Origin of the sequence: Pseudomonas campi (assembly GCF_013200955.2) — a bacterium.
Taxonomy (GTDB): domain Bacteria; phylum Pseudomonadota; class Gammaproteobacteria; order Pseudomonadales; family Pseudomonadaceae; genus Aquipseudomonas; species Aquipseudomonas campi.
Map to the genome: position 1 here is coordinate 1,350,972 of NZ_CP053697.2, position 26,986 is coordinate 1,377,957.

The 26,986-nt window shown below is 63.8% G+C and carries 29 protein-coding genes; 13 read left to right on the plus strand and 16 right to left on the minus strand.

The features are described 5' to 3' along the window. The first annotated feature begins 14 nt into the window (after positions 1-14). The 5 genes from HNE05_RS06145 (at position 15) to HNE05_RS06165 (ending at position 2,593) form a co-directional block, all read left to right on the plus strand. Positions 15-464 (plus strand): hypothetical protein, encoded by a 450-nt coding sequence (locus tag HNE05_RS06145; RefSeq protein WP_173204368.1) that lies wholly within the window; start codon positions 15-17, stop codon positions 462-464. Positions 465-553: 89 nt separating this feature from the next. After that, positions 554-1,084: an RBBP9/YdeN family alpha/beta hydrolase gene (locus tag HNE05_RS06150; RefSeq protein ID WP_173204370.1), complete on the plus strand. Its 531-nt coding sequence runs from the start codon at positions 554-556 to the stop codon at positions 1,082-1,084. A gap of 10 nt (positions 1,085-1,094) precedes the next feature. Continuing rightward, positions 1,095-1,547, plus strand: coding sequence for an SRPBCC family protein (locus tag HNE05_RS06155; protein ID WP_219637216.1), 453 nt, complete (start codon positions 1,095-1,097; stop codon positions 1,545-1,547). Positions 1,548-1,623: 76 nt separating this feature from the next. Then, on the plus strand, positions 1,624-1,845 hold the full coding sequence (locus tag HNE05_RS06160) for a VF530 family protein (RefSeq protein ID WP_173204374.1): 222 nt from the start codon (positions 1,624-1,626) through the stop codon (positions 1,843-1,845). A gap of 247 nt (positions 1,846-2,092) precedes the next feature. Continuing rightward, positions 2,093-2,593 (plus strand): hypothetical protein, encoded by a 501-nt coding sequence (locus tag HNE05_RS06165; RefSeq protein WP_173204376.1) that lies wholly within the window; start codon positions 2,093-2,095, stop codon positions 2,591-2,593. A 118-nt stretch (positions 2,594-2,711) separates the two neighbouring features. On the opposite strand, the gene HNE05_RS06170 is transcribed toward HNE05_RS06165, so the two are convergent. After that, a complete protein-coding gene (locus HNE05_RS06170; protein WP_173204378.1) occupies positions 2,712-5,828 on the minus strand; it encodes a transglycosylase domain-containing protein in 3,117 nt (1,038 codons plus the stop codon). Between the two features lie 205 nt (positions 5,829-6,033). Between HNE05_RS06170 and HNE05_RS06175 the strand changes: the two genes are divergently transcribed. Continuing rightward, positions 6,034-6,444 (plus strand): VOC family protein, encoded by a 411-nt coding sequence (locus HNE05_RS06175; protein WP_173204380.1) that lies wholly within the window; start codon positions 6,034-6,036, stop codon positions 6,442-6,444. 292 nt (positions 6,445-6,736) lie between these two features. Here the strand turns inward: HNE05_RS06175 and HNE05_RS06180 are convergent, their stop codons facing one another. From HNE05_RS06180 to HNE05_RS06210, 7 genes are all read right to left on the minus strand, one after another. Further along, positions 6,737-7,477: a glutathione S-transferase family protein gene (locus HNE05_RS06180; RefSeq protein ID WP_173204382.1), complete on the minus strand. Its 741-nt coding sequence runs from the start codon at positions 7,475-7,477 to the stop codon at positions 6,737-6,739. 240 nt (positions 7,478-7,717) lie between these two features. Continuing rightward, positions 7,718-9,331, minus strand: coding sequence for an FMN-binding glutamate synthase family protein (locus HNE05_RS06185; protein ID WP_173204384.1), 1,614 nt, complete (start codon positions 9,329-9,331; stop codon positions 7,718-7,720). A 246-nt stretch (positions 9,332-9,577) separates the two neighbouring features. Continuing rightward, on the minus strand, positions 9,578-10,123 hold the full coding sequence (locus tag HNE05_RS06190; protein ID WP_173204386.1) for a hypothetical protein: 546 nt from the start codon (positions 10,121-10,123) through the stop codon (positions 9,578-9,580). 212 nt (positions 10,124-10,335) lie between these two features. Then, positions 10,336-10,731, minus strand: a complete 396-nt coding sequence (locus tag HNE05_RS06195) for a hypothetical protein (protein WP_173204388.1) — start codon at positions 10,729-10,731, stop codon at positions 10,336-10,338. 30 nt (positions 10,732-10,761) lie between these two features. Beyond that, positions 10,762-11,433 carry a hypothetical protein gene (locus HNE05_RS06200; protein ID WP_173204390.1) on the minus strand — a complete coding sequence of 224 codons (672 nt, stop codon included), beginning with the start codon at positions 11,431-11,433 and terminating at the stop codon, positions 10,762-10,764. 38 nt (positions 11,434-11,471) lie between these two features. Continuing rightward, positions 11,472-11,840 (minus strand): hypothetical protein, encoded by a 369-nt coding sequence (locus tag HNE05_RS06205; RefSeq protein ID WP_173204392.1) that lies wholly within the window; start codon positions 11,838-11,840, stop codon positions 11,472-11,474. After that, positions 11,837-12,238 carry a hypothetical protein gene (locus HNE05_RS06210; RefSeq protein ID WP_240008824.1) on the minus strand — a complete coding sequence of 134 codons (402 nt, stop codon included), beginning with the start codon at positions 12,236-12,238 and terminating at the stop codon, positions 11,837-11,839. The genes HNE05_RS06205 and HNE05_RS06210 overlap by 4 nt, the downstream gene beginning before the upstream one ends. 237 nt (positions 12,239-12,475) lie before the next feature. Between HNE05_RS06210 and HNE05_RS06215 the strand changes: the two genes are divergently transcribed. Further along, a complete protein-coding gene (locus HNE05_RS06215) occupies positions 12,476-13,219 on the plus strand; it encodes a class I SAM-dependent DNA methyltransferase (RefSeq protein ID WP_173211615.1) in 744 nt (247 codons plus the stop codon). A gap of 33 nt (positions 13,220-13,252) precedes the next feature. Here the strand turns inward: HNE05_RS06215 and HNE05_RS06220 are convergent, their stop codons facing one another. The 3 genes from HNE05_RS06220 to metR all read right to left on the minus strand — a co-directional run bounded on the left by HNE05_RS06220 (position 13,253) and on the right by metR (position 15,744). Beyond that, positions 13,253-13,603: a hypothetical protein gene (locus HNE05_RS06220; RefSeq protein WP_173204394.1), complete on the minus strand. Its 351-nt coding sequence runs from the start codon at positions 13,601-13,603 to the stop codon at positions 13,253-13,255. A 76-nt stretch (positions 13,604-13,679) separates the two neighbouring features. Continuing rightward, positions 13,680-14,591, minus strand: a complete 912-nt coding sequence (locus HNE05_RS06225) for a peptidoglycan DD-metalloendopeptidase family protein (RefSeq protein ID WP_173204396.1) — start codon at positions 14,589-14,591, stop codon at positions 13,680-13,682. A 232-nt stretch (positions 14,592-14,823) separates the two neighbouring features. Then, the gene (metR, locus tag HNE05_RS06230) at positions 14,824-15,744 is read right to left on the minus strand and encodes a transcriptional regulator MetR (protein WP_173204398.1); all 921 of its coding nucleotides are present in this window, start codon (positions 15,742-15,744) and stop codon (positions 14,824-14,826) included. A gap of 199 nt (positions 15,745-15,943) precedes the next feature. On the opposite strand from metR, the gene metE reads away from it, so the two are divergent. Next, positions 15,944-18,265: a 5-methyltetrahydropteroyltriglutamate--homocysteine S-methyltransferase gene (metE, locus tag HNE05_RS06235; protein ID WP_173204400.1), complete on the plus strand. Its 2,322-nt coding sequence runs from the start codon at positions 15,944-15,946 to the stop codon at positions 18,263-18,265. A gap of 283 nt (positions 18,266-18,548) precedes the next feature. On the opposite strand, the gene HNE05_RS06240 is transcribed toward metE, so the two are convergent. From HNE05_RS06240 to HNE05_RS06255, 4 genes are all read right to left on the minus strand, one after another. Continuing rightward, the gene (locus HNE05_RS06240) at positions 18,549-19,253 is read right to left on the minus strand and encodes a 4'-phosphopantetheinyl transferase family protein (protein WP_173204402.1); all 705 of its coding nucleotides are present in this window, start codon (positions 19,251-19,253) and stop codon (positions 18,549-18,551) included. Positions 19,254-19,476: 223 nt separating this feature from the next. Next, positions 19,477-20,262 carry a dienelactone hydrolase family protein gene (locus HNE05_RS06245; RefSeq protein ID WP_173204404.1) on the minus strand — a complete coding sequence of 262 codons (786 nt, stop codon included), beginning with the start codon at positions 20,260-20,262 and terminating at the stop codon, positions 19,477-19,479. A 143-nt stretch (positions 20,263-20,405) separates the two neighbouring features. Continuing rightward, the gene (locus HNE05_RS06250; RefSeq protein WP_173204406.1) at positions 20,406-21,038 is read right to left on the minus strand and encodes a DUF502 domain-containing protein; all 633 of its coding nucleotides are present in this window, start codon (positions 21,036-21,038) and stop codon (positions 20,406-20,408) included. A gap of 104 nt (positions 21,039-21,142) precedes the next feature. Then, complete coding sequence (locus HNE05_RS06255; protein WP_173204408.1) at positions 21,143-21,394, minus strand: hypothetical protein; 252 nt, start codon at positions 21,392-21,394, stop codon at positions 21,143-21,145. Between the two features lie 372 nt (positions 21,395-21,766). Between HNE05_RS06255 and HNE05_RS06260 the strand changes: the two genes are divergently transcribed. From HNE05_RS06260 to HNE05_RS06280, 5 genes are all read left to right on the plus strand, one after another. Further along, positions 21,767-22,474 (plus strand): substrate-binding periplasmic protein, encoded by a 708-nt coding sequence (locus tag HNE05_RS06260; RefSeq protein WP_173204410.1) that lies wholly within the window; start codon positions 21,767-21,769, stop codon positions 22,472-22,474. A gap of 103 nt (positions 22,475-22,577) precedes the next feature. Then, positions 22,578-23,009, plus strand: a complete 432-nt coding sequence (locus HNE05_RS06265; RefSeq protein ID WP_173204412.1) for a 3-isopropylmalate dehydratase — start codon at positions 22,578-22,580, stop codon at positions 23,007-23,009. Between the two features lie 76 nt (positions 23,010-23,085). Beyond that, positions 23,086-23,973 carry a LysR substrate-binding domain-containing protein gene (locus HNE05_RS06270; protein WP_173204414.1) on the plus strand — a complete coding sequence of 296 codons (888 nt, stop codon included), beginning with the start codon at positions 23,086-23,088 and terminating at the stop codon, positions 23,971-23,973. A 97-nt stretch (positions 23,974-24,070) separates the two neighbouring features. Beyond that, a complete protein-coding gene (aguA, locus tag HNE05_RS06275; RefSeq protein WP_173204416.1) occupies positions 24,071-25,180 on the plus strand; it encodes an agmatine deiminase in 1,110 nt (369 codons plus the stop codon). A gap of 10 nt (positions 25,181-25,190) precedes the next feature. Continuing rightward, positions 25,191-26,282 (plus strand): extracellular solute-binding protein, encoded by a 1,092-nt coding sequence (locus HNE05_RS06280; RefSeq protein WP_173204418.1) that lies wholly within the window; start codon positions 25,191-25,193, stop codon positions 26,280-26,282. A gap of 38 nt (positions 26,283-26,320) precedes the next feature. On the opposite strand, the gene HNE05_RS06285 is transcribed toward HNE05_RS06280, so the two are convergent. After that, the gene (locus HNE05_RS06285; RefSeq protein WP_173204420.1) at positions 26,321-26,734 is read right to left on the minus strand and encodes a hypothetical protein; all 414 of its coding nucleotides are present in this window, start codon (positions 26,732-26,734) and stop codon (positions 26,321-26,323) included. Positions 26,735-26,986 lie beyond the last annotated feature (252 nt).

Genomic DNA, 26,986 nt, shown 5'->3' on the forward strand with positions numbered 1-26,986 from the left:
GGCAGGAGAGCGCTATGCGCTGCTGGATGATTGTGCTGCTGGTGGTGCTAGTCACCACCGCTGTGGGCGGGGGCGGCTGGCTGTGGCTGAAAGCCGAGTATCGCAACGAGTCGGCTATGGCCGTGGCGACACGCTTTATCTACCTGCTGCACGATGAGCGCCTGGCCGAAGCCTACGATCTGACCCTCAAGGCCGACGGCCTGGCGGGCCGTGATCTGCCGCAGTTTCGCCAGATCGCGGCGCGCCAGCGTTGTGCTCGTGGCACCTGGCAGGTGTATGCGTTGTCGCCGCCGCAGTCTCGTGGCAACCGCCTGCGCCGCTGGCTGAGCGGTCGGCAAGTGGAGATGCCATCGATCACGGTGCGTTACGACTTCGCGCCCAACCCCTGTCCGTACAGCATCGAGCTGCGCCGCGATGGCCAGGGCCAGTGGCGCGTGTTCAACTTTCAGAGTACTGCCGGCTAGGCCCAGATGCGGCTCGCGGGCATCATGAGCAGCGGCGGTCTCGCTAGACCGCGCTTATCGACAGCATGCAGACATGGAGGTCATGGCCCATGAGTACGCCTTTTTTGATTATCCCCGGCTACGGCGGCTCCGGTCCCGAGCATTGGCAGAGCCTGTGGCAACAGGCCGATCCGCGTTTTCGCCGGGTCGAGCAGCGTGACTGGTGGCGCCCGGTCTGCAGCGAGTGGGTGGCGCAGTTGGAGCAGGCGGTGGCCGCCAGCGGCCCGCACACCGTACTGGTGGCCCACAGCCTGGGTTGCGGGCTGGTGGCGCACTGGGCGGCGCAGACCCGCCTGTCGGTGCGCGCCGCCATGCTGGTGGCTCCTCCAGACCCGGAAGGCCCGGCTGCCGAGCTGGGCATCGAGGGTTTCGTGCCGGTGCCGGAACTGCCGCTGGCCTTCCCCAGCCTGCTGGTGGCCAGCAGCAACGACCCGTTCTCCAGCCTGGAACATGCGCACAGCTCGGCAATCCGCTGGGGCAGTCGCTGGGCCAATATCGGCGCGGCCGGGCATATCAACGGCGACAGCGGCCTGGGCGACTGGGCCGAGGGCAGGGCGCTGCTGCAGTCGCTGCTGGAGTGAGGTGGCGTACATGGCCTTGATCGAACAGCGCCTCGAGATCGCCGCAGAGCGTGCGAGGGTGTACGAGGTTTCACAGGACTACGCCGTGCGTTATCAGTGGGATCCATTCCCCGAGCGAATTGCCTTTGTCGGTGCGTTGCAAACGGTGCAGCGTGGCGCTCGCGTCGAGGTGGTCGCCCGTAGTGGCCTGCGCATGGAGGTTGAGTTCGTGCAGGTGGATGCACCGCAACGGGCGGCGATCCGTATGCTCAAGGGGCCCTTGCTACTCAAGCAGTTTGCCGGCAGTTGGGTATTTAGCGAGCTCGGGCCGCAGCGTACTCAGGCAGTGTTCCGCTATAACCTGAAAGTCCAGCCTTGGGCGCTACCCTGGCTGCTCGAGCCGCTCGCCGTCTGGTACTTCCGCCGTGCCGTGGTGGCGCGGATGCGGGGACTGAAAAACTACTGCGAGCAACTGGTCAACTGATGCCGGATTGCGGCTGAAGCAACGCCGAGTTGTGGTTAACTTGGCGCCCGGCAATTGCACTTCACACAGGCCCATCGTGAGCGAACAAGCGAATAACCCCCTGCATGGCATCACCCTGGAAAAACTGCTTGGCGAGCTGGTCGCCAAGTACGGCTGGGATGGCCTGGCCAACCGCATCGATATCCGCTGCTTCAAGGTCGATCCGAGCATCAAGTCGAGCCTGACCTTCCTGCGCAAGACGCCCTGGGCGCGCGAGAAGGTCGAGGCGTTGTTCGTGCAGATGCGCAGCAAAGGCTGAGAACCTGTTTACGATCTCCTGACTCGCGGCCATACCGCGTTAAAAACGGCCTCGGACAGCCGCTTGCGGCTAACGCGCTTTAGCGCGACCCGAAGGGCGAGTGAAGCGAGTCATGCTCATTTACAGCTCGTAAACTCCGCTTCCTCGGCGTTTTGACCAGCCGGAGGCTGTTACTGGCGTAGCGCCTTGTCTGGCTCTAATTCAGAAGATCGTAAACAGGTTCTGAGACAGCAAAGAGGCTTCATGGATGAACAAAACCCTGTGGTTACCCCTGATGTGGCTGGCGGCGCCGCTGGCCCTGGCCGATTGCGCCTACCGGGCGCTGGCCATCGAGCCGCGCGGTGGCGAGTACGCGGCGCTGTATGGCGGCGCCGGCGAGCGGGTGCAGGTGGAGTTCCACAACTTCAAGCGCGACGGTGAGGTCGACAGCTTCCCCGAGCCGCCCATGGTCCTGAGCCAGGGCACGGCCAGTTGCACTGTGGAGGGTGGCATCTGGCTGCGCCGCGCGGTGTTCCTCGATCGCCGCGAGCAGCGCCTGTTGGTGCAGTCGTTCAGTGGTTCCAGTGGCGAACTGCTGGTCTATGACACCCGTACCTGTGCCGAACTGGCGCGCCTGGAGTTGCCAGAAGCCAGCTGGGCGCTGGAGGGCGACAGCCTGGTGCTGGGGCGTCAGTGCAGCTCGGGCGAGCTGAGCAGTTGTGCGCAGCGCCAGGTGCACACGCTCAATGCCCAGTGCCTGCCTGAATAGAATTTACGCTCTGGCGCTTTGCTATCGGTGGAAAACGCTGCGCGGTTTTCCACCCTACGTTGGCGGGCGGGTTGCGTAGGGTGGATAACGCTTCGCTTATCCACCGTGCCGTGGATGCTCAGAGATTGCGCACCTGCGCGGCGCTGGTGGGTATGGCGCAGCCAGTCTGGCTGTCCGGCTGCAGGTGCGGGGTGAGAATCGGTGCCATGCCCTTGAGTACCTGCACCGGTAGTGCCGAGGTGAAGCGGAATTTATCCGCGGCCTCGCCCGGCACGAAGGCGGTGAGGGTGCCGAAGTGGCGCGGGCCGAGGTAGAAGACGAAAGTGGCGGTGCGGTTGATGGCCCGTGAGCTGAGCACATGGCCGCCGCGGGTGACGTTTTCCACCCGGTTGTCGCCGGTACCGGTTTTGCCACCGAGCACCAGCGGCGTGCCATCGGCCAGGCTGAAGCTGCCATGCAGGCGCCGTGCGGTGCCGGCTTCCACCACCTGTGACAGCGCCTCGCGCAGGGCCGCGGCAACCTCCGTTGGCAGCACCCGTTCACCGCGCCGCACGTCGTAGACCAGCTCGGTGTCATAGGGCGTGGCGGCGGCGAAGTGCAGGCTGTCGATACGCACGCTGGGCTGGCGGATGCCGTCGTTCTGGATGATGCCCATCAGCTCGGCCAGCGCTGCCGGGCGGTCGCCGGAGCTGCCGATGGCGGTGGCCAGCGACGGCACCAGGTGATCGAACGGATAGCCCACGCGCTGCCAGCGCTGGTGGATATCGAGGAAGGCTTCGACCTCCAGCATGGTGCGGATGCGGCTGTCGCGGGCGCTCTTGTGTCGCGACTTGAACAGCCAGCCGTAGACCACCTGGCGCTCCTCGGCGCTGGCGGCCACGGCATCCTTGAAGGTGGCTTGCGGCTGTTCGATCAGGTAACCCAGCAGCCACAGCTCCAGCGGGTGCACGCGGGCGATGTAGCCCTGGTCCGGCAGGCTCCAGGCGCCCGGGCCGTAGTCCAGGTAGAGGCTGTGGATGCGCTTGTCGGTGAGCTTGTTCTTTTCCTGCGGCAGGTGCGCACGCAGGAAAGCGGCGAAGGTCGCCTCGTCCACTTCCGGCATCAGGTAGCGGTGCACGGCGGCCAGGCGTGTGGAGGTATGGCGCAGGCCGTCGAGGAAGGTATCCAGGCGTTGCTGGGCGTTCTTGCCCTCGTACTTGCGCCAGAAGCGCAGCAGGAAGGTGGTGCCTTCGCGGTCGGCGAAGCGCTTGAGGTAGTCGGCGCGTTGCGGGTGCTGGTCGTCCTTGAGCAGCTCGGCGCTACTGCCCTCGCCGTGGTAGGTGCTGTAGCGCACTAGGTCGCGCAGCAGGCGGATGAACGGCAGGTTGATCGACTCGCGCAGAGCCTCGCGCATAGTGGGAATGCGGCCGTTGTCTTCGCGCTTGAAGTTGCTGAAGGTGTGTCGCCCGCCACCCGTGAAGAACCCTTCGTAGGGGCTGGCCGAGTACTTGCGCTCCAGGGCGGCGGCGAGCAGATCGCGCAGTGGCAGGTTGGGCTGGGCGATCAGCTGGTCGATGGCCCAGCGGGTCAGGTGATCCTGCGCCGCCACTTCGATCTTGCGCAGTGCATCGGGGCTCTGTCCGGCGTAGCGGGTGTGCAGCTCGGCCATCACTTCCAGGTAGGTGGTGAGTACGCGCAGCTTGGCGGTGGAGCCCAGTTCCAGTTTGCTGCCTTCGTTGATGTCGAAGGGCTGGTCAGTGTTGTCGGTCTGCACCCGCACCCGCGCGCCGGCCGGGGTACGCTCGAACAGGGTGAAGCTGTAGCGCACCTCGGCGGTTTTTTCCGCGGACAGCAGGCGTTCGCCGTACAGACCGATCTGCCCGGCGAACTCGGGGTCGGCCAGCTGGTGCAGGTAGGCACTGACCTGTTGCTGCAGTTCGGCGTTGAGTGTGCTGCTGGCGGACAGGTCGAGGCGGTCGAGGTCGTACAGCGACTGGTTGAGCAGGTTGGACAGCCGTGTACGGGCCACGCTGATGCCCTTGTTGCTCTGCACCGGCTGGATAGCCGGGTGCTGGGCCAGGTCGCGGAACTGCAGTTTCTGCGCCAGCGCCGCATCGCGCAGGGTCCAGCCGATCACGCCGCCGCTGGCCAGCACGCGGATATGGCTGTCTGTCAGTTTTTCCAGCTCCTTGCGACCCTGGGCCAGGTAATAGGAGGGGCGCCGCTGGGCGATCATCAGGGCCAGCACCTGGCGCAGCGCCAGGCCGCGCTCGGCGCTGCTGGCCATGGGCGTGCGCACGGGGTCGAGCAGGGCATTGACCCGCGCGAAATCGGCACCGAACCACACCCGCAGGCCGTCGGCCAGGCCGTGCACTTCGCCATGCCCGGGGGCGGCGGAGAGCGGCACGCTGTTGAGGTAGTCACGCACGATGGCCTGGCGCGCGGCGAAACTGTCTGGGCCCTGCTGGTAGGCGCGCACGCTGGCGGAAACCATCTGCCGCAGTTTCTCCATGGCCGACAGGGTCAGGCCGTCCGGCGAGTGGCGGTATTTCTCCAGTTGGGTGGCCAGGGTGCTGCCACCGGCCGACTGCTCCTGGATGGCGAAGTTCTTGCCCAGTTGCGACAGCGCCGCCTTGACGAAACGCGGCCAGTCCACCGCCGGGTTGGCCTGGGCCTGCTCGCTGTCGAGCAGGTGGCGGTTCTCGATGTACAGCAGGCTGCCGGCCACCAGCGGCGGGATGTCCTCGAAACGCGCATAGAGCTGCTGCGGGTAGCGGAACTGGTAGAGCGGCAGGCCACGGCAGTCGCTGATGGTCAGGCCGGTCTGCAGTTTTTCCGCGAAGGGTGGAAAGAAACCGCGCTGGCTGTAGTCGAGCAGGGCGGGGGAGAACTGCGCCTGCTCGCTGATGAGGAAGTTGCGTTGTTGCAGGCGCTCCAGCAACAGCGGCAGGTGCGCGTAGCCGAGGCGCTTGTCGAACGGGCCGTCGGCCGGAAACTGGATGGCTTTGCTCGGCCCCGGTTGCACTGCGTAGCTCAGGCTGGCGGCGTAGCGGCTGAATTCGCGGGCCTGCAGCTGGGCGGTTTTCAGCTCATGGGCAACGCCCAGGCCCAGGGCGATCAGTACGGCTAGCAGGCCCAGCCAGAACAGGCTTTTCAGGCGCCTGCGGGGGGGCGGTTTTTCGGGCAACAAAAGCGGCTCTGGGCCGCTCACGGGGAGCGCTGTTGGCGGTGCGTCTGATTGCCATAAAACGCCCATAGCGATCGGCCTGGCCTCGAGATGTTTGCTCTTGCTCAAAGCTTAGTCGCAGGCTGCCGGGCCAGAGGCCTTTTATCGTCGCCGACCAGCGGGCAGTCATGGCGTCCGGGCTCTGCTTCACTGTTGCTGGTTGCCTGGCGCGGTCACAGGCGATGCCAGGCCTCGAATCGCCCAGTCTGCCCCGCGAAAATCAGGAGAACACCCCATGGACAAGGGCTCCAGCCTGATCCCCGTCATCCTCTATCGCGATGCCCCGGCGGCCATCACCTGGCTGTGCCAGGTCTTCGGCTTTCGCGAACAGCTGCGCGTGTCGGCCGGCAACGGTCAGATCGAACATGCGCAGCTGCTGCACGGCAGCGGCATGCTGATGCTCGGCTCACTCAAGGACAGCGGCTTCGGCCAGCATATGCGCGAGCCACAGCAGGTCGGCGGCAACACCCAGAGCCTGTACCTGCAGGTCGCGGATGCCGATGCCGTGTATGCCCGCGTGCAGCAGGCCGGGTTCGAGGTGCTGATCCCGATCAAGGACGAGGAGTACGGCGGTCGTGGCTTCACCTGCAAGGATGGCGAAGGCCACCTGTGGAGTGTGGGCAGCTATGACCCCTGGAGCGAGTAACAGGCTGTTGAAAAACTACCTGCGTTGCCATCGCTGCGTTAAAAACAGGCTCAGCAAGCCGCTTGCGGCTAACGCGCTTTAGCGCGGCCCGAAGGGCGAGTGGAACGAGTCATGCTCATTTACAGCTCGTAAACTGCGCTTTTGACTCACTGCGTTCGCCCTGCGGGCCAGCCTGCGGCTGTTACTCCGCTGCGCTACGTTTCGCCGTTTTGACCAGCCGGAGGCTGTTACTGACGTAGCGCCTTGCGCTGGCTGCCTCGCCTACGTTTTTCAACAGCCTGCCCGCGCGCCATCATTCGGCGCGCGGGCGATCCTCGGCGTAGCGGCGCAGCACCCACTGCCCGGCCGGACGCGCGTAAAGCTGGTCGAGGAAGCGCTGGGTCTCGGCGTCATGCCCGGCGATGCCATCCCAGGGGGTTCCGGTCGGAGTGAACAGCGGGGCGTACAGGGCGGCCGCGCTGACATCGGCCAGGCTCAGGCGCTCACCGACCAGGTAGCGCGCCGGGTCACCACCGATCTGTTGCTCGATCAGGTCGAGGCCGGCCAGCAGCTCGATCCGAGACTTGGCCACGCGCTCGGGCGTCACCCCGTAGAGCTTCTGTACACCATTGATCAGCACCGGCTGCAGCAGGTCGCGCAGGCCGAACCAGGGGCGGTAGACCTTGAGCATGGCGTGCATCACCGAGCTCCAGTCCTTGATCTGGCCATACAGCCAGCGCCGCACATGCACGCCGAGGCGATCGAAGCGCTCTTCCAGTTCGAGGACGGCCGCGCGCTGGTCAGCATCTTCCGGCAGCAGCGGCTGCTGCGGGTAGGCCTGTTCCAGGTGCAGGGCGATGGCGGTGGAGTCGCCGATGCGGGTGGCGCCATCCTGCAGGATCGGCAGGGTGACGATGCCGGCCAGGCGCTTGCTCTTGAAGCGGTGCAGGCCGGGAAACAGGTTGGCGACCTGGTAGTCGAGGCCCTTGTGCTCTAGGTGCCAGCGGGTCTTTTCGCAGTAGTGGGAAATCGGGAACTGGTACAGGGTGCGCATCGGGTGGTGGCCTTGTGCCATGAGCTTTGGGCGGAGTGTAAAGGACACTTAGCTGACTACCTAGTCGCGCGATCAGTTCCAGTGTATCGAGCAGCCTGCACAAGTCCGTAGCCCGGATGCAATCCGGGGATATCGCAAGGTTCGCAGACCACTCCCGGATTACATCCGGCCTACCCAGAGCCACAGCGCATAGGGTGGATAACACTCGGCTTATCCACCATTAGGGTGCTGCGCCGGTGCTCAGACCTCCGCCGCCTCGAAGCTGTCAGCCCGCGCCATGCTCCACATGCGCGGGTAGAACTCGCCGGAGACTTCGCCGCTGAGCAGCTCACCGGGTTCGAGGAATACATGCAGCTGCGAGTACAGCTTGATCTCGCTGGCCGACATGCGCCGCACCAGGTGCTTGGCCTCGATCTGCGACGGGTGGCTGAGGCCGGCGGCGGCGAGCATCTCGGCCAGGGCCTTGAGGGTGTTGCGGTGGAAGCTGTGCACCCGCTCGGCCTTGTCCGGCACCACTAGGGCGCGCTGGCGCAGCGGGTCCTGGGTGGCCACGCCGGTCGGGCACTTGTTGGTATGGCAGCTCTGCGACTGGATGCAGCCAATGGCGAACATGAAACCGCGGGCCGAGTTGGCCCAGTCGGCACCGAGGGCCATGACGCTGGCGATGTCGAAGGCGCTGACGATCTTGCCGCTGGCACCGAGGCGGATCTTGTCGCGCAGGCCGCAGCCGACCAGGGTGTTGTGCACGAACAGCAGGCCTTCACGCAGCGGCACGCCGATATGGTCGGTGAACTCCAGCGGCGCCGCGCCGGTGCCGCCTTCCTTGCCATCGACCACGATGAAGTCGGGGAGGATGCCGCTCTCCAGCATGGCCTTGGCGATGCCCATGAACTCCCACGGATGGCCCAGGCAGAACTTGAAGCCGATCGGCTTGCCATCCGCCAGCTGACGCAGCTGCGCGATGAACTGCAGCAGTTCCAGCGGCGTGGCGAAGGCACTGTGGCGCGCCGGCGAGATGCAGTCCTGGCCCATCGGTACGCCCCGGGTGAGGGAGATTTCCGCGGTGACCTTGTGCTTGGGCAGGATGCCGCCATGACCCGGCTTGGCGCCCTGGCTCAGCTTGATCTCGATCATCTTCACCTGCGGATTGCGCGCCTGCTCGGCGAAGCGTGCCGGGTCGAAGCGGCCATCGTCCGTGCGGCAACCGAAGTAGCCGCTGCCCAGCTCCCACACCAGATCGCCGCCATGCTCGCGGTGGTAGGGACTGATGCTGCCCTCGCCGGTGTCGTGGTAGAAACCGCCGCGCTGGGCGCCCTGGTTCAGCGCGCGGATGGCGTTGGCGCTGAGCGAGCCGAAGCTCATTGCCGAGATATTGAACACCGAGGCCGAGTAGGGCTGGGTGCACTGCGGCCCGCCGACCGTGACGCGGAAGGTGCTGGGGTCGCAGTGCGCGGCCGGCAGCATGGAGTGGCCGATGAACTCGAAGCCGCTCTGGTACACATCGCTGAGGGTGCCGAAGGCCTTGTCCGCGCTCTGGTTCTTCGCCCGCGCATACACCAGCGAACGTTGCGCGCGAGAGAACGGCAGCTTGTCGCCATCGGCCTCCAGCAGGTACTGGCGGATCTCCGGGCGCAGGCCCTCGACCAAGTAGCGGATATTGCCCAGGATCGGGTAGTTGCGCCGCACTGCCTGGCGCGTCTGCAGCAGGTCGTTGATACCCACCAGGCTGAGCACGCCAGTCAGCAGGGTCAACGCCCACAACCATTCATGGGCGCCGAGAAAGGGCAGGCTGAGCAGGGTAAACAGCACGCAGAAGGCGAAGAAGGCATAGCGATTGAGCAGCGACAGGCTCATGGGGATTCCTTGCCGGTGAGGGGGAACTGACTGTTGATCGGTGCTGAACAGTACCTGCGGTACGTACTGCAGATCAGGTAGGTTTTCGCCCCCTCTCCCGTTTACGGGAGAGGGCTGGGGAGAGGGTGGACATTCGCTCCCCTATCTCCCGGCCCCTTTCCCACAAGTGGGAGAGGGGAGCAGAGCGCTTTACTAACTGGCATTGCCCACCGTACGGGCTAACGCCAGGGCATGCTTGAGATTCGTTCATCCGGCGTTGCCCTGCTCAACTATAGCGGGCGGCGCTGCGCTCAGGGCACGGTTGATCCTGCGGATCAGGTGCCAGTGAGCAAGCCACAGCGGCACGGCCAGCAGGCCCGCCAGCGAGCCGATGGCGTGGGGAATCAGCGAGAGAATCTGCGCGCTGCACCAGCCGATGCCAGACAGCATGCCGAAGTGCGAGAAGGGACGCAGTGCGTCATTGGTCTGGGCTTCCCGGCGCAGTGACTGGGCGACATGGGCGACGATGAAGAAGTCTTCGATGAAGTTGTACGGCAGCAGGAGCATCAGCCAGACGCTGCGTGGCGCGGCGCTACGGCACGCCGGGCGGACCAGTGACAGCGCGCGTTGCAGGTCCCGGCAGTAGAGAAAAACCGCGACCAGGAACAGCAGCGTTAGGCTGATGGCAGCAAACGGCCCAAGCATCTCGAGTTCCCGGAAAATACCGGCGTCGGCCTCGGGCTGCAGCAGGGGGTAGGCCAGCGCAGCGGCAACCGGCAGGGTCAGCAGGAGTTTGACAGCGAGTAGCCGCATCACGGAGTCCTTGTCAGCTCCAACAACAGGAGCGCGGTGCCAATCCAATCAGCCGGTCGGTGCGGTGGGTTTATCGGTTGGATCAGCGTGTGGTCAAATTCCGTGGCCTGTAGCGCAGAACTAAGGGGCAGCGTAAGGCTGGGCATAAAATGCGAAGCATGCCCAGACTGAAGTTATCCAGCGAGCGAATGTGAGCGGCCTTGATCGACTTGTTAGCTGTGATTGCCAAACAAATACTCCCGATTTAAATAAATTAAATGTAGCGCACCTATGACTGGTGCGCCGAGTATATAAAGATGCCAGCCAATTTCGTAAAACGCGCCCATTAGACCAAAAGCAATTACAGCAACGCCACCAAGTAAAACTTGAATAAGTAAGATCATTGGTTTTGCTACGGGAATAGTTGGGTCTAGACGTTTGCGAACCAGCTGAAAACAGCCGTATAGCCCTAACAAAGAGAACAGCTCAATGAGCACGATGATAGATACTCCGCTAATGAACATGCCTTGACCGCCCATTAGCAAGCCTAAAGGGATCATCGCTATGCCGATACCCGCAAACATTGAAGCAGGGCCAAATAAGATTAGATATTCAATCAGCAGTAACATTTATCCGTACTCATTACAGCTAACATGGCATTAGCAGCCCACGCCACCATGGCAAGCCGTGGGGCGTATAAGGACCTTGTCGGGTGTGCCCTGGGTCAGGAACAAACAAGCTCCCGACTGGTTATACCGGGTGTAGCTCATTAGCAGGTCCAGTTCACCGTCGCCATCGAGGTCGCCGGCCCATCGTAACGACACGCCGTTGTCGCTGTTCACATCACCTGCTACCAGTCCCTCCAGTACGCTGCTCTGTGTACCGCTGCGCAGCGAAATGGTCTCGCCAGCGCGGACGAAGTCGTACTCGCGTCCGCCAAACAAGAGACGCGGACTCGGTGACTCGTCGGTGATCGGCTGCTCCAGTTCGCCGCGTAGCAGTCTGGCCGTGGTCAGTTGGCCAGGCACTAGGCCTGGCAGGCGCAGATAGGCAATAGCTGTGCTATCGGCAGAGGTCAGTTCGATACCGGTTTTGCTCTGTTCATCGGGGTCAAGCACCGGGTCATATACGCGATTGGCCTGCAGGTGTGTTGGTTCTAGGTGCCAGACGGCGTTGCGGGCCGTTAGGGCCAACCAGCCGTGGCCCGGCTGTGTTGGAGCCTCGTCGACGTGGTACTGGCCGGGTAACAGCAAAGGCCAGATTTTCTCCGTGGCCTGGGCCCCGGAGCTGGCACAAATGAGCAGCGTTACAGCGATCAGTGGTGTGCGCATGTTCATCTCGATTGGAGGCCTGGCAGCAGTCGCGCCGTTCAACTGCCAATGCCATACCAGCAACCTGTCGTACAGGGCGCCAGAAAGGCGTTGAAGGCGGCATAGATCGCGAGTAACCAGAGCAGCCCGACACTGGCCAGCAGCAGCCAGCAGCTTACCCGGAGCCAGCGCCGTTGCAGCTTCTTCCTGGCCAGCAGCGCCAGCCCGCTCAGCACCAGGCAGGGCAGTACCACCAGCAGCAATACCTGTATGGGCGAGGCACAGGGTTGGCTAGCGCCAGGGCAAGGCTGGAAGGCGTGCGCCTCGCTGACCAGCAGTATCAGCAATGGCGCCGCAGGCAGGGTGCACAGGCTCCTGAGGCTGCGGCCTACGCGATGGGGGTGGCCCGGCTTGTCTGGCCCGCTCACGCTGCGGCCTCCACAGGCGTTGCCAGGCGTGCCCACCAGCGCCACTCCAGCAGCGCCAGGCCACCGACAAAAGCGCTCTCCCCGAGTAAATGTGCCAGCCCCCAGGGGCTGGCCGTGGGGGCGAAAACCACTGCCCAGCGTAAGCACGCCGCTGCCCACAGCGAGTTGGCTATCACCAGCAGCACGATGAGTGTGCGTGGGCGCCTGGCTCGCATGGCCAGCGAGAGGGAATAGGTGGCGTAGCCCAGGCTCACCAGGCCGATGAGCTGCAGCAACGCTGGGGGGAGCTGATACCAGCTGCTCAAGCGGTCACCGATGGCGAGCATCAGCACTCCGGCGCTGGCGGCCGCTAGCCCATCGACCCACAACAGATTTCTACACAGCCACGGGGCAGTCACGGGATGTTCACGTCCTTGTTGTCTGGCGGTTGAGTTTATCCGAGCGAGATATCTGGCAGGCGTTAATCAAGGACCTTGCGCGCCAGGCTTCAGCTCATTGCGCGCCTTTCGACTGGCGTACCGATTGTGGCTTGAATCAGTGGCCTTGAATCTACCTTGAGTGCTCTGCATGCGCGGATGGCTGCTTGTCTATACCATGCGCGCTCTGAATTTTTTCGCTCGAATGGCCGGGGCATCATGTCTTCCACTGCTTTGTATACCGATCTGTCCGGCTACTACGACCTGATGTGTGCCGACATTGACTACCCGGCACAAAGCAACGGCGTGCGCCGGCTGAATCAGTTGTTCGGCAATAACGGCAGCGATCACCTCGATCTGGCCTGCGGTACCGGACCGCATGTGCGGCACTTCATCGATGCGGGTTTCAACAGTGCGGGGCTGGATATCAACCAGCCCATGCTGGATATCGCCCAACGACGCTGCCCCGAAGCGCAATTCAGCTTGCAGGATATGTGTGCGTTCAAGGTCGACGGGCCCCTGGACCTGATCACCTGCTTTCTCTATTCCATCCACTACAGCGGCACAGTTGAGCGGCTGCAACAGTGCATTGCCAGTGTGCATGGCGCACTCAGAGTGAACGGGGTGTTCTGCTTCAATGCAGTCGACAAGGGCCAGATCAACAACCAGTCATTTGCACGGCATACGGTGGAGCATGACGGCAGCCACTTTGCGTTCAGCTCCGGCTGGCATTACAGCGGCCATGGTGAACAACAGTCCCTGCGGCTGAGTATCGAAAAGACCACGCAGGGCGTGACGCAGTCCTGGCAGGACGAACATCCCATGGTGGCGGTAAGTTTTGCCGAGCTGCAAAAGCTGCTGGAACCCTATTTTGCAGTGCAGGTGTTTGAGCATGACTACGCGCGGATCGCGTCTTGGGATGGCCAATCCGGCAACGCTATTTTCGTGTGTGTAAAGCTTTAACCGTAGAGCTCGTGGCTCAGTGCGTTGTGTGCATCACAGGTCAAAGATGTAGCCCAGTGCGGCGGCGGTCATGGCCAAGGCTGAGGCGATGATGGCCGGTTTCGATGTGAGTAGTTTTAAAATCCCCTGAGTATGTTTGTTGCGTATTTCCCGTAGTTCACTGGCGGCCTCGGGCGCTATGTCGTTCAGAAAATAGCGGCTGCTGTATATGAGGTACCGACCCTGCTTGAGTTCGCTGGGCTGAAGGCAGCTGATAGAGAATATCTCCTCGCCTTCCGGGCCGAATCCGCTGGGAAAAACATAAGAATCCAGGCCATGCCTTCGCAGCGCTGAATTCAGGTAGGCGGCGAGGTTTTTGTCTTTGAAGTCGAGCAGTGTGTACATGGTTTCATACAGGCTGATTCAGTGAGCGGATACGGCATACGCTGCCGACTAAATGCTAGGTGCAATTGCTACGCTGTTAGAAGCTGTCTGCGACCCCGGCCAGTTTCATACCTCTTTGTGGGATAAAGGGCGTTCCGTTCTGATCTACAAATCTAAAGGGTATTGAGGCGGTCGTTAAGCCGGCATTTTTGCGTACTACAAAATGCAAGTGCGGGCCCGTTGAATACCCCGACGAGCCGGAGCGCGCCAGTATGTCGCCCACTTTAACTTTGTCGCCGGGCTGGACTTTGGCGCTGCCCAGCAACAGGTGGGCATATACGGCGTAGGTGCCATCGTCATGCAGGATTTGTATATAGTTGGCCTTGTCGAGGAAGTACCCCGTCTTGCCGCTCATGTGGTAGTCATCTTTGGTCCAGATGACCGTCCCTTCTCTGGCAGCGCTGATATAGGTGCCAACAGGCATGGCGATGTCGACCGCGTAAAGGTTGGCTGCATCGGTATGGGAAAACGCACCCTTGAAAGACTGGGTTATTTTATGCGTCGTCCGCGATGATACGGGTGACTTATATAAGTAATTGACTTCTTGGGTCGCGGGATCACCCAGTTGCCAACCATAACGAAAGGGCGGAATGTCGGCGCGACTTTTATGGATTATTTCTTGTTTGGTACTGGGCGCGATATAGGTGTGGGTGCCAGACTCAAAAGCTGAAGAGAGTACTCGGAATTCAACGGGCGCATGAAAGGGGTTGTCGGCTATCAGGTAATGCCAGCCATCTTGCTGCTGTGTGTATATTCTCGGCTTGGGCAGCGATTTTTTAGTTTCTTTATAGTCTAGGCTTTCTACTTCTGCTGTCTCTGCAGGGCGTTTATCGCTAAAGACCCACTTGCCATTACTATCCTTGTATTTATACATTTCCTGGCTGAAAGAAGTGCAGGATAATAATGCCGCCAGCAAGAAGCTGGTAAGTTGTAATGCGCTTATGTTCACCGCGAATTTCCCTGGTTGTTGTCAGGCGACATAACGGCCGTTTTTAAACGTGACGGCTATGTGGCGCAATCTTCCTTGTGGTCTGTAAAGGCCTTGCCTGCTTCGATAGCGTTCGCTGAGTCATGCGATCGGGACGGCAAGTCCAGGCCACCGACTGGCTCGGTGGCTGGGTTTGGACGCTACCGTTTTGTCTTGGCCCTGTCCATGTCGCGGCGCCCGCTGCGGCGCGTGGTCAGTTGCGCGCGGCGCTGACGCCTTCCAGGGTGGAGAAGGAGGTGTCCTTGGCGGTGAGCAGGAAGTCGCGCATAAAGGGGGCGTCGAGCATGTCGGCACGGATGCCGGCGTAGAGGGTGGCGAACAGGCCCTTGTCGCCCAGGCGCTTGGCCGTGACATAGTCCCGCGAGCTGTATTCGTGCAGCGCCCAGTTGGGCAGGCCGCACACGCCGCGGCCGCTGGCCACCAGCTGCATCATCATCACCGTGAGTTCCGAGGTGCGCACCTGCGCCGGTTCGACGTCGGCCGGTTCGAGGAAGCGGGTGAAGATGTCCAGGCGGTCGCGCTCCACCGGATAGGTGATGAGGATTTCCTTGGCCAGGTCTTCGGGAACTATGTAGGGCTTGCCGGCCAGCGGGTGCTGGTTGCCCACGGCGAGCATGGCCTCGTAGGTGAACAGCGGCACGTAAGTGATGCCAGCCAGTTCCACCGGGTCGGACGTCACCACCAGGTCAAGGTCGCCTCGGGCCAGGGCCGGTAGCGGGGCGAAGGAGAAACCGGAGGCCAGGTCCAGCTCGACCTCCGGCCAGGCGTCGCGGAACTGGTCGATGGTCGGCATCAGCCACTGGAAGCAGCTGTGGCATTCGATGGCCATGTGCAGACGCCCGGCGGTGCCACCGGCCAGGCGCGTGAGGTCGCGTTCGGCGGCGCGCATCTGCGGCAGCAGGCTGTCGGCCAGTTGCAGCAGGCGCAGGCCGGCGCTGGTGAAGCGCACCGGCTTGGTCTTGCGGATGAACAGCGACAGTCCGAGCTGGCTCTCCAGCTCCTTGAACTGGTGCGACAGCGCCGACTGGGTCAGGTGCAGGCGCTCGGCGGCTTCCACCAGGCTGTCGGCCTCGCGCAGGGCGTGCAGGGTTTTCAGGTGGCGGATTTCCAGCATGGCGGCCTCGCGATGTAGGGTGGATGACGCTCTGTGCATCCACCACTTGGGCTGTGCGGGTTGCTGGTGGATAAGCGGAGCGTTATCCACCCTACGATGATGGTGAGTAAAACTGTTGATCATCGCGAATATGTTGAGTTTGTCTCATGTGCGGTCGGGTGTCGAGAATGGTGCCACTGACGAACAAGGAGATAGACCCATGGCACTGGCCCATAACCTCGGCTTCCCCCGCATTGGCCGCGACCGCGAACTGAAGAAAGCCCTCGAGGCCCACTGGCAGGGCGAACTGGACGAAGCCGGCCTGCGCGCCGTCGGCCGCCAGCTGCGCGCCGCCCACTGGCAGCTACAGAAAGACGCCGGCATCGAGCTGCTGCCGGTCGGCGACTTCGCCTGGTATGACCAGGTGCTCAGCCATTCGCTGGCCTTCGGCGTGATCCCCGCGCGCTTTCGTCCGCACGGCGGCAAACCGACCCTGGATACCCTGTTCGCCATGGCGCGGGGCGCTTCCGCGAACCCGCGCAGCCCGAACGCCTGCTGCGGCGGTGCCCATGCCCAGCCCGCGTCTGCCCAAGAGCTGACCAAGTGGTTCGATACCAACTACCACTACCTGGTCCCCGAATTCAGTGCCGACCAGCAGTTCGAGCTGAGCTGGGAGCAGCTGTTCGAGGAAGTCGAGGAGGGCAAGGCCCTGGGCCACAACCTCAAGCCGGTGCTGATCGGCCCACTGACCTACCTGTGGCTGGGCAAGGCCAAGGGCAGCGAGTTCAACAAACTCGACCTGCTCGAGCGACTGCTGCCGGTCTATGGCGAAATCCTCCAGCGTCTGGCGGCCCAGGGCGTGGAGTGGGTGCAGATCGACGAGCCGATCCTCGCCCTCGACCTGCCGCAGGACTGGAAGAATGCCTTCGAGCGTGCCTACAACATCCTCCAGCGCGAGCCGGGCAAGAAGCTGATCGCCACCTATTTCGCCGGCCTGGAAGACAACCTCGGCCTGGCCGCCGGGCTGCCGGTGGATGGCCTGCATATCGACCTGGTGCGCGCGCCGGAACAGTTCCCTGCGATCCTCGACCGCCTGCCGGCCTACAAGGTGCTGTCGCTCGGTGTGGTCAACGGGCGCAATGTCTGGCGCACGGATCTGCAGCAGGCCTTGGAGGTGTTGCAGCAGGCCCATGAGCGCCTGGGCAGCCGCCTGTGGCTGGCGCCGAGCTGTTCGCTGCTGCACAGCCCGGTCGACCTGGGGCGCGAGGACCAGCTGGATGCAGAGCTGAAGAGCTGGCTGGCGTTTGCCGTGCAGAAGTGCGCGGAAGTCGCGCTGCTGGCCGCCGCGCTGAATGACCCGCAGGATGCCCGGGTGCAGACGGCTCTGGCGCAGAGCCGTGCGGTGCAGGCCAGCCGCGCGCAATCGCCGCGTATTCACAAACCGGCGGTGCAGGCACGGTTGGCCGCTATCACTCCGGCCGACAGCCAGCGTCGGTCGCCGTTCGCCGTGCGCATCGAGCAGCAGCGTGCGCGTCTGCAACTGCCGGCGTTTCCCACCACCACCATTGGTTCCTTTCCGCAGACCTCGGCGATCCGTCTGGCGCGCCAGGCGTTCAAGGCCGGCAAGCTATCGGCGGTCGAGTACACCGAGGCCATGCACAGCGAGATCCGCCATGCCGTCACCGTGCAGGAGCAGCTCGGCCTGGACGTGCTGGTGCATGGCGAGGCCGAGCGCAACGATATGGTCGAGTACTTCGCCGAGCAGCTGGATGGCTACGCCTTCACCCGCTTCGGCTGGGTGCAGAGCTACGGTTCGCGCTGCGTCAAGCCGGCGATCATCTATGGCGACCTGAGCCGCCCACAGCCGATGACGGTGGCGTGGAGTAGCTATGCGCAAAGCCTCACCGACAAAGTGATGAAGGGCATGCTTACCGGCCCGGTGACCATGCTGATGTGGTCCTTCCCGCGCGACGATATCTCCCGCGAACAGCAGGCACGGCAGTTGGCGCTGGCGATTCGTGACGAGGTGGTGGACCTGGAAGCCGCCGAGATCAAGGTCATCCAGATCGACGAAGCCGCCTTCCGCGAAGGGCTGCCGCTGCGCCAGGCACAATGGCAGGGGTACTTGAACTGGGCGACCGAGTCCTTCCGCCTGTGTGCCAGTGGCGTGCGCGACGAAACGCAGATCCACACGCACATGTGCTACAGCGAGTTCAACGACGTGATCGAGTCCATCGCGGCGATGGATGCCGACGTGATCACCATCGAGACGTCGCGCTCGGACATGGAGTTATTGCAGGCGTTCGAAGTTTTCGCCTACCCCAACGAGATCGGTCCGGGGGTGTACGACATCCATTCGCCACGGGTGCCGGATAGCGCCGAGATGCTGCGCCTGCTGCGCAAGGCCGCACAGCGTGTGCCGGTCGAGCGGCTGTGGGTCAACCCGGACTGCGGCCTGAAGACCCGCGCCTGGCCGGAGACCGAAGCGGCGCTGGTGAACATGGTGGCGGCGGCGCGGCAGTTGCGGGCGGAGCTGGCTTGATCTTGGGTTGCTCGGCAAGGGCGTTTCTGCGCAACCCTCTCCCCCGGCCCCTCTCCCATAAATGGGAGAGGGGAGCTGTGCTGCGACTTGGTGCAAGTCGGTTGGGTTCTGCGTTGCGAGAGGTGGGATCCCCGGATTACATTCAGGCTATGGACTCTGGTTCTTGGTAGCCCGGATGTAATCCGGGAGCGGCCTATCAGGTCTCAGCGGATTTTATCCGGGTCACGGACTGCTCCCTCTCCCATTTATGGGAGAGGGTTGGGGAGAGGGTGCTTTTGACGGGCTACGCAGCTACCCCAAGCAAACTCAGCAAATAGCCATCGAACTCGGCGAACTGGCCATCCAGCTCGCTGCCAGTCGGCCAGTCGCTGTTCAGGTTGATCAGCAGGCGCAGTCGTGCGCGGCCATCCTCGCTCCAGTGCAACAGCTCGGCGTCGTGGAAGTAGAAGCGCTGGCGCACCAGCGGATAGAGCGCCTTGAACAGGCTCTCCTTGAGGGAAAAGGTCAGGGTCACCAGGCGGGCGAAGGCCTCGGGCTGCAGTCCGCTGGCGCGCTCCAGCTCGGCCGGGGTGAGGATCTCGCCGGCCAGCTTGGCGGCGCGGGTGGCGCTGAGCTGTTGCTCCACATCCAGGCCAAGGCCTTGCCAGTCGCGGGCGTGGGCCACCAGTGCAGCGGCCTGGCCGGCGCCGTGGGTGATGGAGCCGACCACGCCGAGCGGCCACTGCGGCGCGCCATCCTCACCGCGCTCCGGCACGCTGGGTTTGCCGTGCAGCTGGCGTAGTGCCTCGCGGGCACACAGGCGCCCGGCCAGGTATTCGCCCTGGCGCTTGGCCACCCCGTTGACCGCGGCAATGCCGCAGCGCTGAAAATCCTCGGCGTGCAGTTGCGCGGGGTCGAACTGCGCGCGCACCAGTTGCGCCCCCGGCAATTCGAGGGGGGCGGGCCAGGCGGAGGGCAGCAGGCTGCAGAAAGGTGGCAAGTGATTCATGCCGGCATTCTGCCGTGCAGCGCAGGGACGGGCCAGCCGTTTACATTTCTTTGCACAGGCGTAACGAAGCGCTACAGAGCAAGCGCTTGTTTTTTGCCAATATGGGACATGCGTTCCAAGTGAGCGCTGGTGAGGTTGTAGCCACATCCGGCAATTTGCCGCTGTGGATTTACTCTACTGAGTGAGTGCGGGAGCCCGGCAGGGCTCCCGTTTTTTTTGCCAGCTATTTGGCAAATACGTCTTGGAACAGCGCCTGCATATCGGCCCAGGAGCGCTCGTCGGCTGCTTTCTGGTAGCCGAGGTCGAGGCCGTGGCCTTTGTGCGCATCGGCATCCGGGTTGCTGAAACCGTGCTTGGCGCCGGGCAGTTCGACGAAGCGGTAGTCGGCGCCGGCCTTGTCCATTTCCGTCTTGAAGTCACTGATCTGCTGCGGCGTGATGAAGCTGTCGGCGGCGCCATGTTCGACCAGCACCTTGGCCTTGACGCTGCCTGGCATGGCCGGGGTGGCGGTGGCCAGCGCGCCGTGGAAACTGACCACCGCGGCCAGCGGCACGCCCTGGCGAGCCATGTCCAGCACCACCTTGCCGCCGAAGCAGTAGCCGATCGCGGCCAGGCGTGCCGGGTCGGTCTGCGGCTGGGCCTTGAGCAGTTCCAGGCCCGCGTTGAAGCGTTCCTTGGCCGCCTCGCTGCTGGCCATGGCGGCGCTCATGAAGGCCTTGGCATCGTCCGGGTGCTGGGTGTTCTTGCCACCGCCATACATGTCGATGGCCAGGGCGCTGTAGCCGAGGGCGGCGAGGTCGCGGGCGCGGCGCTTGGCGTAGTCGTTGAGGCCCCACCACTCATGCACCACGACCACACCGGGGCGTGCGCCGGCAATGGCGTCGTCCCAGGCCAGGTAGCCGATCAGCTGGGTGCCATCGGGGCCGGTATAGGGCATCTCGCGGGTCTGGATGGCAGCCTGGGTGAAGGCGCTGCAGAACAGTAAAAGACTCAGCAGAAGAGGGCGCATGGCAGAAGTCTCCAGAGGTGGGCGAAGCGCTCAGTCTGGCCCAGCTTGCCGTGTCCGGAAAGCTGACCAGGCGAATCCGTGCGCCGGGTCGGCTCTGCCGCAGACCTTGTTCAGGACGATCCGGCGGGGGATCGCTCGCATCCTCAAGCCTTGGGCGGGGTGATGCCCATCGATACATAGATGCTGGTGAAGCGGTCCATGCCCATTTCCGCTGGCTTGACCCATTCCACCGGCACATACAGCAGGCCGCCGCCGACCGGTACGGGCGCGGTCGGCACCAGGATGGCGTGGTAGGCGCGGCCGTTGATCTCGATGGGCTGCGGGTTGGGCAGCAGGGCCAGCACCGCCGTGCCGTCGCCGCCGAAGAAGCACCAGACCGGACGCATGGCCGCCAGGTCGGCGCCTTCCTGCTGGTCGAGCAGGCCGACGAAGCGATCGGCCAGGCCATACAGGTTGCCGAGCAGCGGGATGCGCCGCAGGGTGCGGTCGAACAGGCGGCGCAACGGGCCCTTGAGGCCGAGCTGCACGGCCAGGCCGAGCGGATAGAGCGCCACCAGTAGCGCCAGGGTGCCCAGCAACCAGGCCAGCAATGGACTGCTGACGAAGGGCTGGCCCAGCCCGGCGAACAGTTTGCCGACAAAGCTGGTGGGGCCGATCAGTTGGTTGAGCAGGCTCACCAGCCAGCCCAGCAGGGCCAGGCTCAGGGCCAGTGGCAACAGCGCCAGCAGGCCGGCCAGCCAGGTGGTGAGAAGCGAATTGAAGCTGCGTTTGAACATGGGAGCGTCCGCTGGGCTGGCCTCGAATGGCGGCGCCAAGGCTAGTGCAAAGCCCGGGCGCTGCCTACCCGCTGCTGCCGGCAGTCAGGCAGATGGCACAGACCCTAGCGCTTGCCCATCGAGCGGCGAGTCCCGGGTGGGGCGGCGCCGATCTTCTTTTCGTGCGCGGACTTGTTGCCCTTCTGGTGCCAGGGCTGGTTATCGCCCTTGCCCGGCGCGAAGGTGGCCGGCGCGAAGGGGAAGCTGAAGGCCGGAATCACCGGCTTGCCGGTTGGTTCGGCTGGGCTGTCGGCGTCGAGCGTTGCTTCGCTCTGAGTGACAGCGGTGGCTTGGTCAGGCGAGGGTTTGGAAGTCATGACGGTTCACGGCGAGCCAGAGGGGGAGGGGGCGGGAGTATACCTGGCCGGCAGGTCCCAGTCGGCTAAAGCCGATGTCAGGCCGGTTGCGATGTTGGCTCAGGACTCCAGCTGCAGCGACTCTGCTGGACAGCGGGCCTCTTCGTCGGCCAGCTGGCGTCGCAGCCATTGCTCGGCCAGGGTGTACCAGCTGTTGCCGCTGGGCGCCCGTGCAACGCTTGCCGACCTTAGCCAATTTTTTGCAGCCCACACAAACAACTGGCTGGCGCGTCATGCCGGATTGGCTGGTATGTGACCGACAGCAGGCCTATACCTAGAACTCGAGATCCATGGAGTCAGGCGATGAGGGCTGCAGTAGTTTGCTGGGCAGGGATGCTGCTTCTGCTGATTGGCAGCAATGTAGCTGTAGCGGGCGAGCTGCGCATCCTCACGACCGAGGTGCCGCCACTGGCATTTACGCGTGACGGCCAAGTGACCGGTTTCTGTGTCGAGGTGGTCAAGGCGATCCAGTTGCGCCTCGGGGACACCACGCCGATCGAGGTGTTGCCCTGGTCGCGCGCCTACCAGATCGGCCTGGCCGAGCCCAACATCGTGCTGGTCTGCCCCAAACGCACGGTCGAGCGCGAGAGCCTGTTCAAGTGGGTGGGGCCGTTGCTGGAGTCGCGGACCAGTTTCTATGCGCGTGCCGGCTCGGGCATCCGGATTGCCAGCCTGGCCGAAGCCAAGCAGTTCTCCGGCATCCTGCTGCCGCGTGCCTTCTACACCCACACCTTCCTGCAGGGCGAAGGCTTCAGCAATCTGGTGCTGTCCGAAACCTCGCTGACGGCCATGCTCATGCTGCTGGCCGGTCGGCAACCGCTGCTGGCGATGGATGAGCTGCAAGTGCCTGATCTGCTGGTGCGTGCCAAGGTCGAGGCCGATGCGGTGGAGCAGGTTTATCGCGTGGCTCCAGCGATCAGCTACCTGAGCTTTTCCCGGGCCTTGCCGGATGAACTGGTCCAGCGCTGGCAGGCCGAGCTGCTGCGGCTCAAGGCAGATGGCAGCATGGCGCAGCTGCGCCGGACCTGGCTGGAACACTGAGCGGCGCCTGGTCTCGGTAGTAGGCCGAGCGGTCGCTACTTGAGTCGTAGCGCCGAAAGCGCCAATACTGGGGTGCATCCCAGATCGCCCAAGGAGGGCTTCCATGCGCTTGATCTCTGCAATTCTGCCGTTGCTGTTGCTGGCCGGTTGTTCGTCCTTTCGTGCCGATCCGGAGCATGTGAAACAGGTGCCGGCCGACCGCCTGCTGGCTTTCCAGGAGGTGCGTGAAGGGGCTGGGCAGATCGTGGTCAATCGTGACCTGGGCATGATGGGCGGCGGCTGCTATGTGGCCATCGAAGTGGATCGCCAGGTGGCGGCGCGTATCGGCGTCGGCGAAGTGGCCTCCTTCCAGGTGCCGGCGGGGACGCGAGTGGTAGGCATCACTCTGGATAAACAGGACGATACCCTGTGCAGCATGGGCCGCCTGTTGCGCGAGCTGGCGGTGCCAGTGACGGCTGGCGAGACCTACGCCTTCCGCATCGTCAGTGAGAATCAGGGTGGTTTCGATATTCGCCCGGATATGCCAAAACCCTGATATCCGGCGAATATCGATTGGACGCCGGCGTGCCTGCTGAGCAAGCATGCCGGCTTTTGCCGGGAAGCCTGTAGCCATGCGTCGCCTGCCATCTCTCACCGCGCTGCGTACCTTCGAGTGTGCCGCGCGGCATGCGCACTTCGGCCGTGCGGCTGCCGAACTGTGCGTCACCGACAGCGCGGTCAGCCACCAGATCCGCCAGCTCGAAGAGCAACTCGGCACGCCGCTGTTTCAGCGCGACGGCCGCCAGGTGCGCCCCACGCCGCAAGCCAAGCGCCTGTTGCGCAGCCTGCAGCAGGCCTTCGAGCTGATCGGCGAGGCCTGTGATGAATTGCGCGACCCCGGCTCCCAGGCGCAACTGCGTATCGCGGTGACTGCCGAGCTGGCGCAGAAGTGGCTGATTGGCCGCCTGGCCGATTTCAGCGAGCGCTATCCGCAGATCACCCTGCACCTCTACGAGCAGCCGCTGGAAGCGACCCAGCCCTTTGATCCGATCGACCTGGCGATCACCTACGGCACCGGCCCGGCGGATGGCAGTGCCTACTTCGTGCGGCCCTTGCCGACCCTGCTGTTCTTTCCGGTGTGCAGCCCCGGCCTGTTCAACCAGCTGCCGCTCAAGCACCCACGCGACCTGGCGCGCCACTGCCTGTTGCACGACGATCAGGACGGCAAGACCTGGACCGCCTGGCTGACCACCCATGCTGGCGATATCCAGCCGCAGCGTCATCTGTATCTCGGCCATGCCGGGCTGACCATGGAGGCAGCGGCGCGGGGGCAGGGCGTAGCCATCGGCGACAACCTGACCAGTGCCGAGGACCTGGCCAGCGGCCGCCTGGTGCGCCCGTTCGCTGCCAGCGTGGCTTCACTCGGGCAATACGCACTGGTCTGCGAACGCCTGCGTCTGGACAAACCGGCGGTGGCGCAGTTCGTCGAGTGGTTCACCGATCAGTTGGTCGATCTGTGAATTGAATTCAGCTATCCCGCGATAATGGTCATTGGTCGCGGGCGCTCTGCCACGGGTACTGTCGAGCTATCCAACAGCCACCGACGAGTACCTAGCAATGGCCCGTTCCCTGACCTCCCTCCCGAAAACCGACGGCTTCCGCCTGCCCGGCGAATTCGAACCCAAGGCCCGTTGCTGGCTCGGCTGGCCGGAGCGCACCGACGTATGGCGCAACGGCGCCAAGCCGGCGCAGAAAGTCTGGGTCGATATCGTCAGCGCTATCGCGACCAGTGAACCGGTCACCGTATGCGCCTCGGCCAGCCAGTACGCCAACGCCCGCCGTCAGCTGCCGGCCCATGTGCGGGTGGTGGAAATGACCTGCAACGACACCTGGTTCCGCGACAGCGGCCCGGCCTTCCTGGTCAATGACGACAGCGGCGAGGTGCGCGGCGTGGACTTCGAGTTCAACGCCTACGGCGGCCTCGACGGCGGCCTCTACTACCCGTGGGACAAGGATGACCAGATCGCGCAGAAGATCCTCGAGATCGAAGGCTACGACCGCTACCGCGCGCCCTTTATCGCCGAGATGGGCGGCATCCAGACCGATGGCCAGCGCACCCTGCTGACCACCGAGCAGTGCCTGCTCAATCGCAACCGCAACGCCCACCTGGGCAAGGACGAGATGACCCGCCGACTCAGCGACTACCTGGGTGCCGAGCAGGTGATCTGGCTGCCGCGCGGCTGCAAGTTCGACGAAACCGACGGCCATATCGACGACCTGGCCTGCTTCGTGCGCCCCGGCGTGGTGGTGCAGCAGTGGACCGACGACCGCAACGACCCGCAGTGGGAAATCTACCAGGAGGCCTACGACATCCTGCGCAGCACCCGCGATGCCCAGGGCCGCGAGCTGGAAGTGCACAAGCTGCCGCAACCGCGTGTGCTGGAATGGACGGCGGAAGAGGCCGAGGGACTCGATCAGGACGACGCCACCCATACGCGCCAGGCCGGCACGCAGATCTGCGCCTCCTACATCAACTACTACGCCGGCAACTCGGCCATCGTCGTGCCGCTGTTCAATGACCCCTGCGATCGCGTGGCCCAGGCCACCCTGGCCGAGCTGTTCCCCAAGCACCGCATCCTTGGCATCGAGAACTCGCGGGAGATTCTTCTTGGGGGCGGCAACGTTGCCTGCATCACCATGCCGCAATACGCCGCGCCCAAGCGCTGAGGAGGCTCCGATGAAACTGCACGCAACCCTGCTGGCCCTGGGTCTGGCCGCCTGCGCGAATGCGCAGGCGGCCGAGGCCGCGAAACAGGTCAACCTGTATATCTGGAGCGAATACCTGGCGCCGGACACCCTGTCTGCCTTCGAAAAGAAAACCGGGATCAAGGTGATCGCCGATCACTTCGACTCGCTGGAGACGGTGGAGACCAAGCTGCTCACCGGGCGCAGTGGCTACGACCTGGTGTTGACTGCCGGCCAGCACTTGCAGCGGGCGATCAGCAGTGGCGCGTTGCAGCCGCTGGACAAGGCCGCGTTGCCGCACTTCGCCGGGCTCGATGCGGAGTTCACCGGGCACATGGCCGCCTTCGATCCAGGCAATCGCTACGCGGGGTTGTATGTGTGGGGCACCACCGGTGTCGGCTACCAGAAGGAGGCCATCGCCAAGCGCATGGCCGACGCGCCGACCGATAGCTGGGCGATGCTGCTCGACCCGCAGGTGGTGGCGAAGTTTGCCGACTGTGGAGTGAGCTTCCTCAACGATCCCAACGAGGTGTTCGCCGCGACCTTTCGCTACTTGGGCCTGGACATCAACCGACAGAGCCTCGACGACCTCAAGCTGGCCGAGGCGCACCTGGCCAAGGTGCGGCCGTCGATCCGCTACTTCGACAACGACCGCAATATCGCCGACCTGGCCAACGGCGATACCTGTCTGGCGATGTCGTGGAACGGCAACGTGTCGATCGCCGCCGGCCAGGCGCAGCAGGCGGGCAAGCCGTACAGCCTGCACTACAGCATTCCGCGCGAAGGCACGCTGATCTGGTTCGATGCGATGGTCATTCCGGCGGATGCGCCGCACCCGCAGGAAGCGCTGGCGCTGATGGATCACCTGATGACGCCCGAGGTGATCGGCGCCATCAGCAACACCATCTACTACGCCAACGCGGTGCCGGCGGCGAATGCCACGGTCGATCCGGCGATCCTCGCCGACCCCGGTACTTATCCGCCGCAGGAACTGCGCGCCAAGCTGTACACCAAGAACGACAACAGTCCGGCCTTCAACCGGGCGCTGACGCGGGCGTTCAGCAAGTTGAAGTCGGGGTTGTGAGGAGGGGCCAGAGCCAGGGCTGGCTCTGGCGAAGTGAATCAGGCGCCGCCGAGCAGGATGATCATCACCAGGCCGGCCAGATAGAGCAGCCAGAGCATGCCGCCGAGGATCAGGAAGGCGATGTTGCTGCCGGACATGCTGCTGTTGCTGGTACCTTCCGGGTCGCCGCTGGCCAGGTTGGCCTGGCGCTGGATACTGATCATCGGCAGCAACGAGGCGAGCTGCAGGAGCAGCACCAGGACATCGATGATGACCGGCACCTCGTTGCGCGAGGTGACGCTGCCGAGCACGGCGCCGAGCACCACCAGCACCACGAACAAGGTCGCTGCGCCGCTGGGCTTGCCGAGTGGCTGGCCCTGGGCCTGCAGGCGCTCGCCAATCCGGCGCGCCAGGCTGTGCATGAAGAAGATGATAAAGATCGAGCGCCACACCGGCATGATCCGCTTCGGCATGCTGTGGCGCTGGCTGTCCCACTGCTTGTAGCCCCAGTAGAGGACGTACAGGCCAGGGTCTGTTGCCGTTTCGTTCGCGAACCGCGTTGCTGCGCAAAATCGCGCCAGGCTAGGCGTGGGACGCAGGCAATGGTTATTCCCTTGGCAAGTCACGCAACGACGCATGGCGCGATTTGGCGCGCAACCCGTAGGGACGGGCCCGTTTTTGCGCGGGACGTCGTTACTCAACGGCTCATTTGGACGACCAAACCT

What these genes read in the sequence shown, in the direction of transcription:
- HNE05_RS06280 (WP_173204418.1), top strand. Translation starts at nt 25,191, where the DNA reads ATGAAACTGCACGCAACCCTGCTGGCCCTGGGTCTGGCCGCCTGCGCG.
- HNE05_RS06170 (WP_173204378.1), bottom strand. Translation starts at nt 5,828, where the DNA reads ATGGGCGTTTTATGGCAATCAGACGCACCGCCAACAGCGCTCCCCGTG.
- HNE05_RS06240 (WP_173204402.1), bottom strand. Translation starts at nt 19,253, where the DNA reads ATGAATCACTTGCCACCTTTCTGCAGCCTGCTGCCCTCCGCCTGGCCC.
- HNE05_RS06175 (WP_173204380.1), top strand. Translation starts at nt 6,034, where the DNA reads ATGGACAAGGGCTCCAGCCTGATCCCCGTCATCCTCTATCGCGATGCC.
- HNE05_RS06185 (WP_173204384.1), bottom strand. Translation starts at nt 9,331, where the DNA reads ATGAGCCTGTCGCTGCTCAATCGCTATGCCTTCTTCGCCTTCTGCGTG.
- HNE05_RS06250 (WP_173204406.1), bottom strand. Translation starts at nt 21,038, where the DNA reads ATGTTCAAACGCAGCTTCAATTCGCTTCTCACCACCTGGCTGGCCGGC.
- HNE05_RS06285 (WP_173204420.1), bottom strand. Translation starts at nt 26,734, where the DNA reads ATGCCGAAGCGGATCATGCCGGTGTGGCGCTCGATCTTTATCATCTTC.
- HNE05_RS06215 (WP_173211615.1), top strand. Translation starts at nt 12,476, where the DNA reads ATGTCTTCCACTGCTTTGTATACCGATCTGTCCGGCTACTACGACCTG.
- HNE05_RS06165 (WP_173204376.1), top strand. Translation starts at nt 2,093, where the DNA reads ATGAACAAAACCCTGTGGTTACCCCTGATGTGGCTGGCGGCGCCGCTG.
- HNE05_RS06200 (WP_173204390.1), bottom strand. Translation starts at nt 11,433, where the DNA reads ATGCGCACACCACTGATCGCTGTAACGCTGCTCATTTGTGCCAGCTCC.
- HNE05_RS06260 (WP_173204410.1), top strand. Translation starts at nt 21,767, where the DNA reads ATGCTGCTTCTGCTGATTGGCAGCAATGTAGCTGTAGCGGGCGAGCTG.
- HNE05_RS06150 (WP_173204370.1), top strand. Translation starts at nt 554, where the DNA reads ATGAGTACGCCTTTTTTGATTATCCCCGGCTACGGCGGCTCCGGTCCC.
- HNE05_RS06190 (WP_173204386.1), bottom strand. Translation starts at nt 10,123, where the DNA reads ATGCGGCTACTCGCTGTCAAACTCCTGCTGACCCTGCCGGTTGCCGCT.
- HNE05_RS06155 (WP_219637216.1), top strand. Translation starts at nt 1,095, where the DNA reads ATGGCCTTGATCGAACAGCGCCTCGAGATCGCCGCAGAGCGTGCGAGG.
- aguA (WP_173204416.1), top strand. Translation starts at nt 24,071, where the DNA reads ATGGCCCGTTCCCTGACCTCCCTCCCGAAAACCGACGGCTTCCGCCTG.
- HNE05_RS06265 (WP_173204412.1), top strand. Translation starts at nt 22,578, where the DNA reads ATGCGCTTGATCTCTGCAATTCTGCCGTTGCTGTTGCTGGCCGGTTGT.
- HNE05_RS06180 (WP_173204382.1), bottom strand. Translation starts at nt 7,477, where the DNA reads ATGCGCACCCTGTACCAGTTCCCGATTTCCCACTACTGCGAAAAGACC.
- HNE05_RS06255 (WP_173204408.1), bottom strand. Translation starts at nt 21,394, where the DNA reads ATGACTTCCAAACCCTCGCCTGACCAAGCCACCGCTGTCACTCAGAGC.
- HNE05_RS06195 (WP_173204388.1), bottom strand. Translation starts at nt 10,731, where the DNA reads ATGTTACTGCTGATTGAATATCTAATCTTATTTGGCCCTGCTTCAATG.
- HNE05_RS06145 (WP_173204368.1), top strand. Translation starts at nt 15, where the DNA reads ATGCGCTGCTGGATGATTGTGCTGCTGGTGGTGCTAGTCACCACCGCT.
- metE (WP_173204400.1), top strand. Translation starts at nt 15,944, where the DNA reads ATGGCACTGGCCCATAACCTCGGCTTCCCCCGCATTGGCCGCGACCGC.
- HNE05_RS06245 (WP_173204404.1), bottom strand. Translation starts at nt 20,262, where the DNA reads ATGCGCCCTCTTCTGCTGAGTCTTTTACTGTTCTGCAGCGCCTTCACC.
- metR (WP_173204398.1), bottom strand. Translation starts at nt 15,744, where the DNA reads ATGCTGGAAATCCGCCACCTGAAAACCCTGCACGCCCTGCGCGAGGCC.
- HNE05_RS06220 (WP_173204394.1), bottom strand. Translation starts at nt 13,603, where the DNA reads ATGTACACACTGCTCGACTTCAAAGACAAAAACCTCGCCGCCTACCTG.
- HNE05_RS06270 (WP_173204414.1), top strand. Translation starts at nt 23,086, where the DNA reads ATGCGTCGCCTGCCATCTCTCACCGCGCTGCGTACCTTCGAGTGTGCC.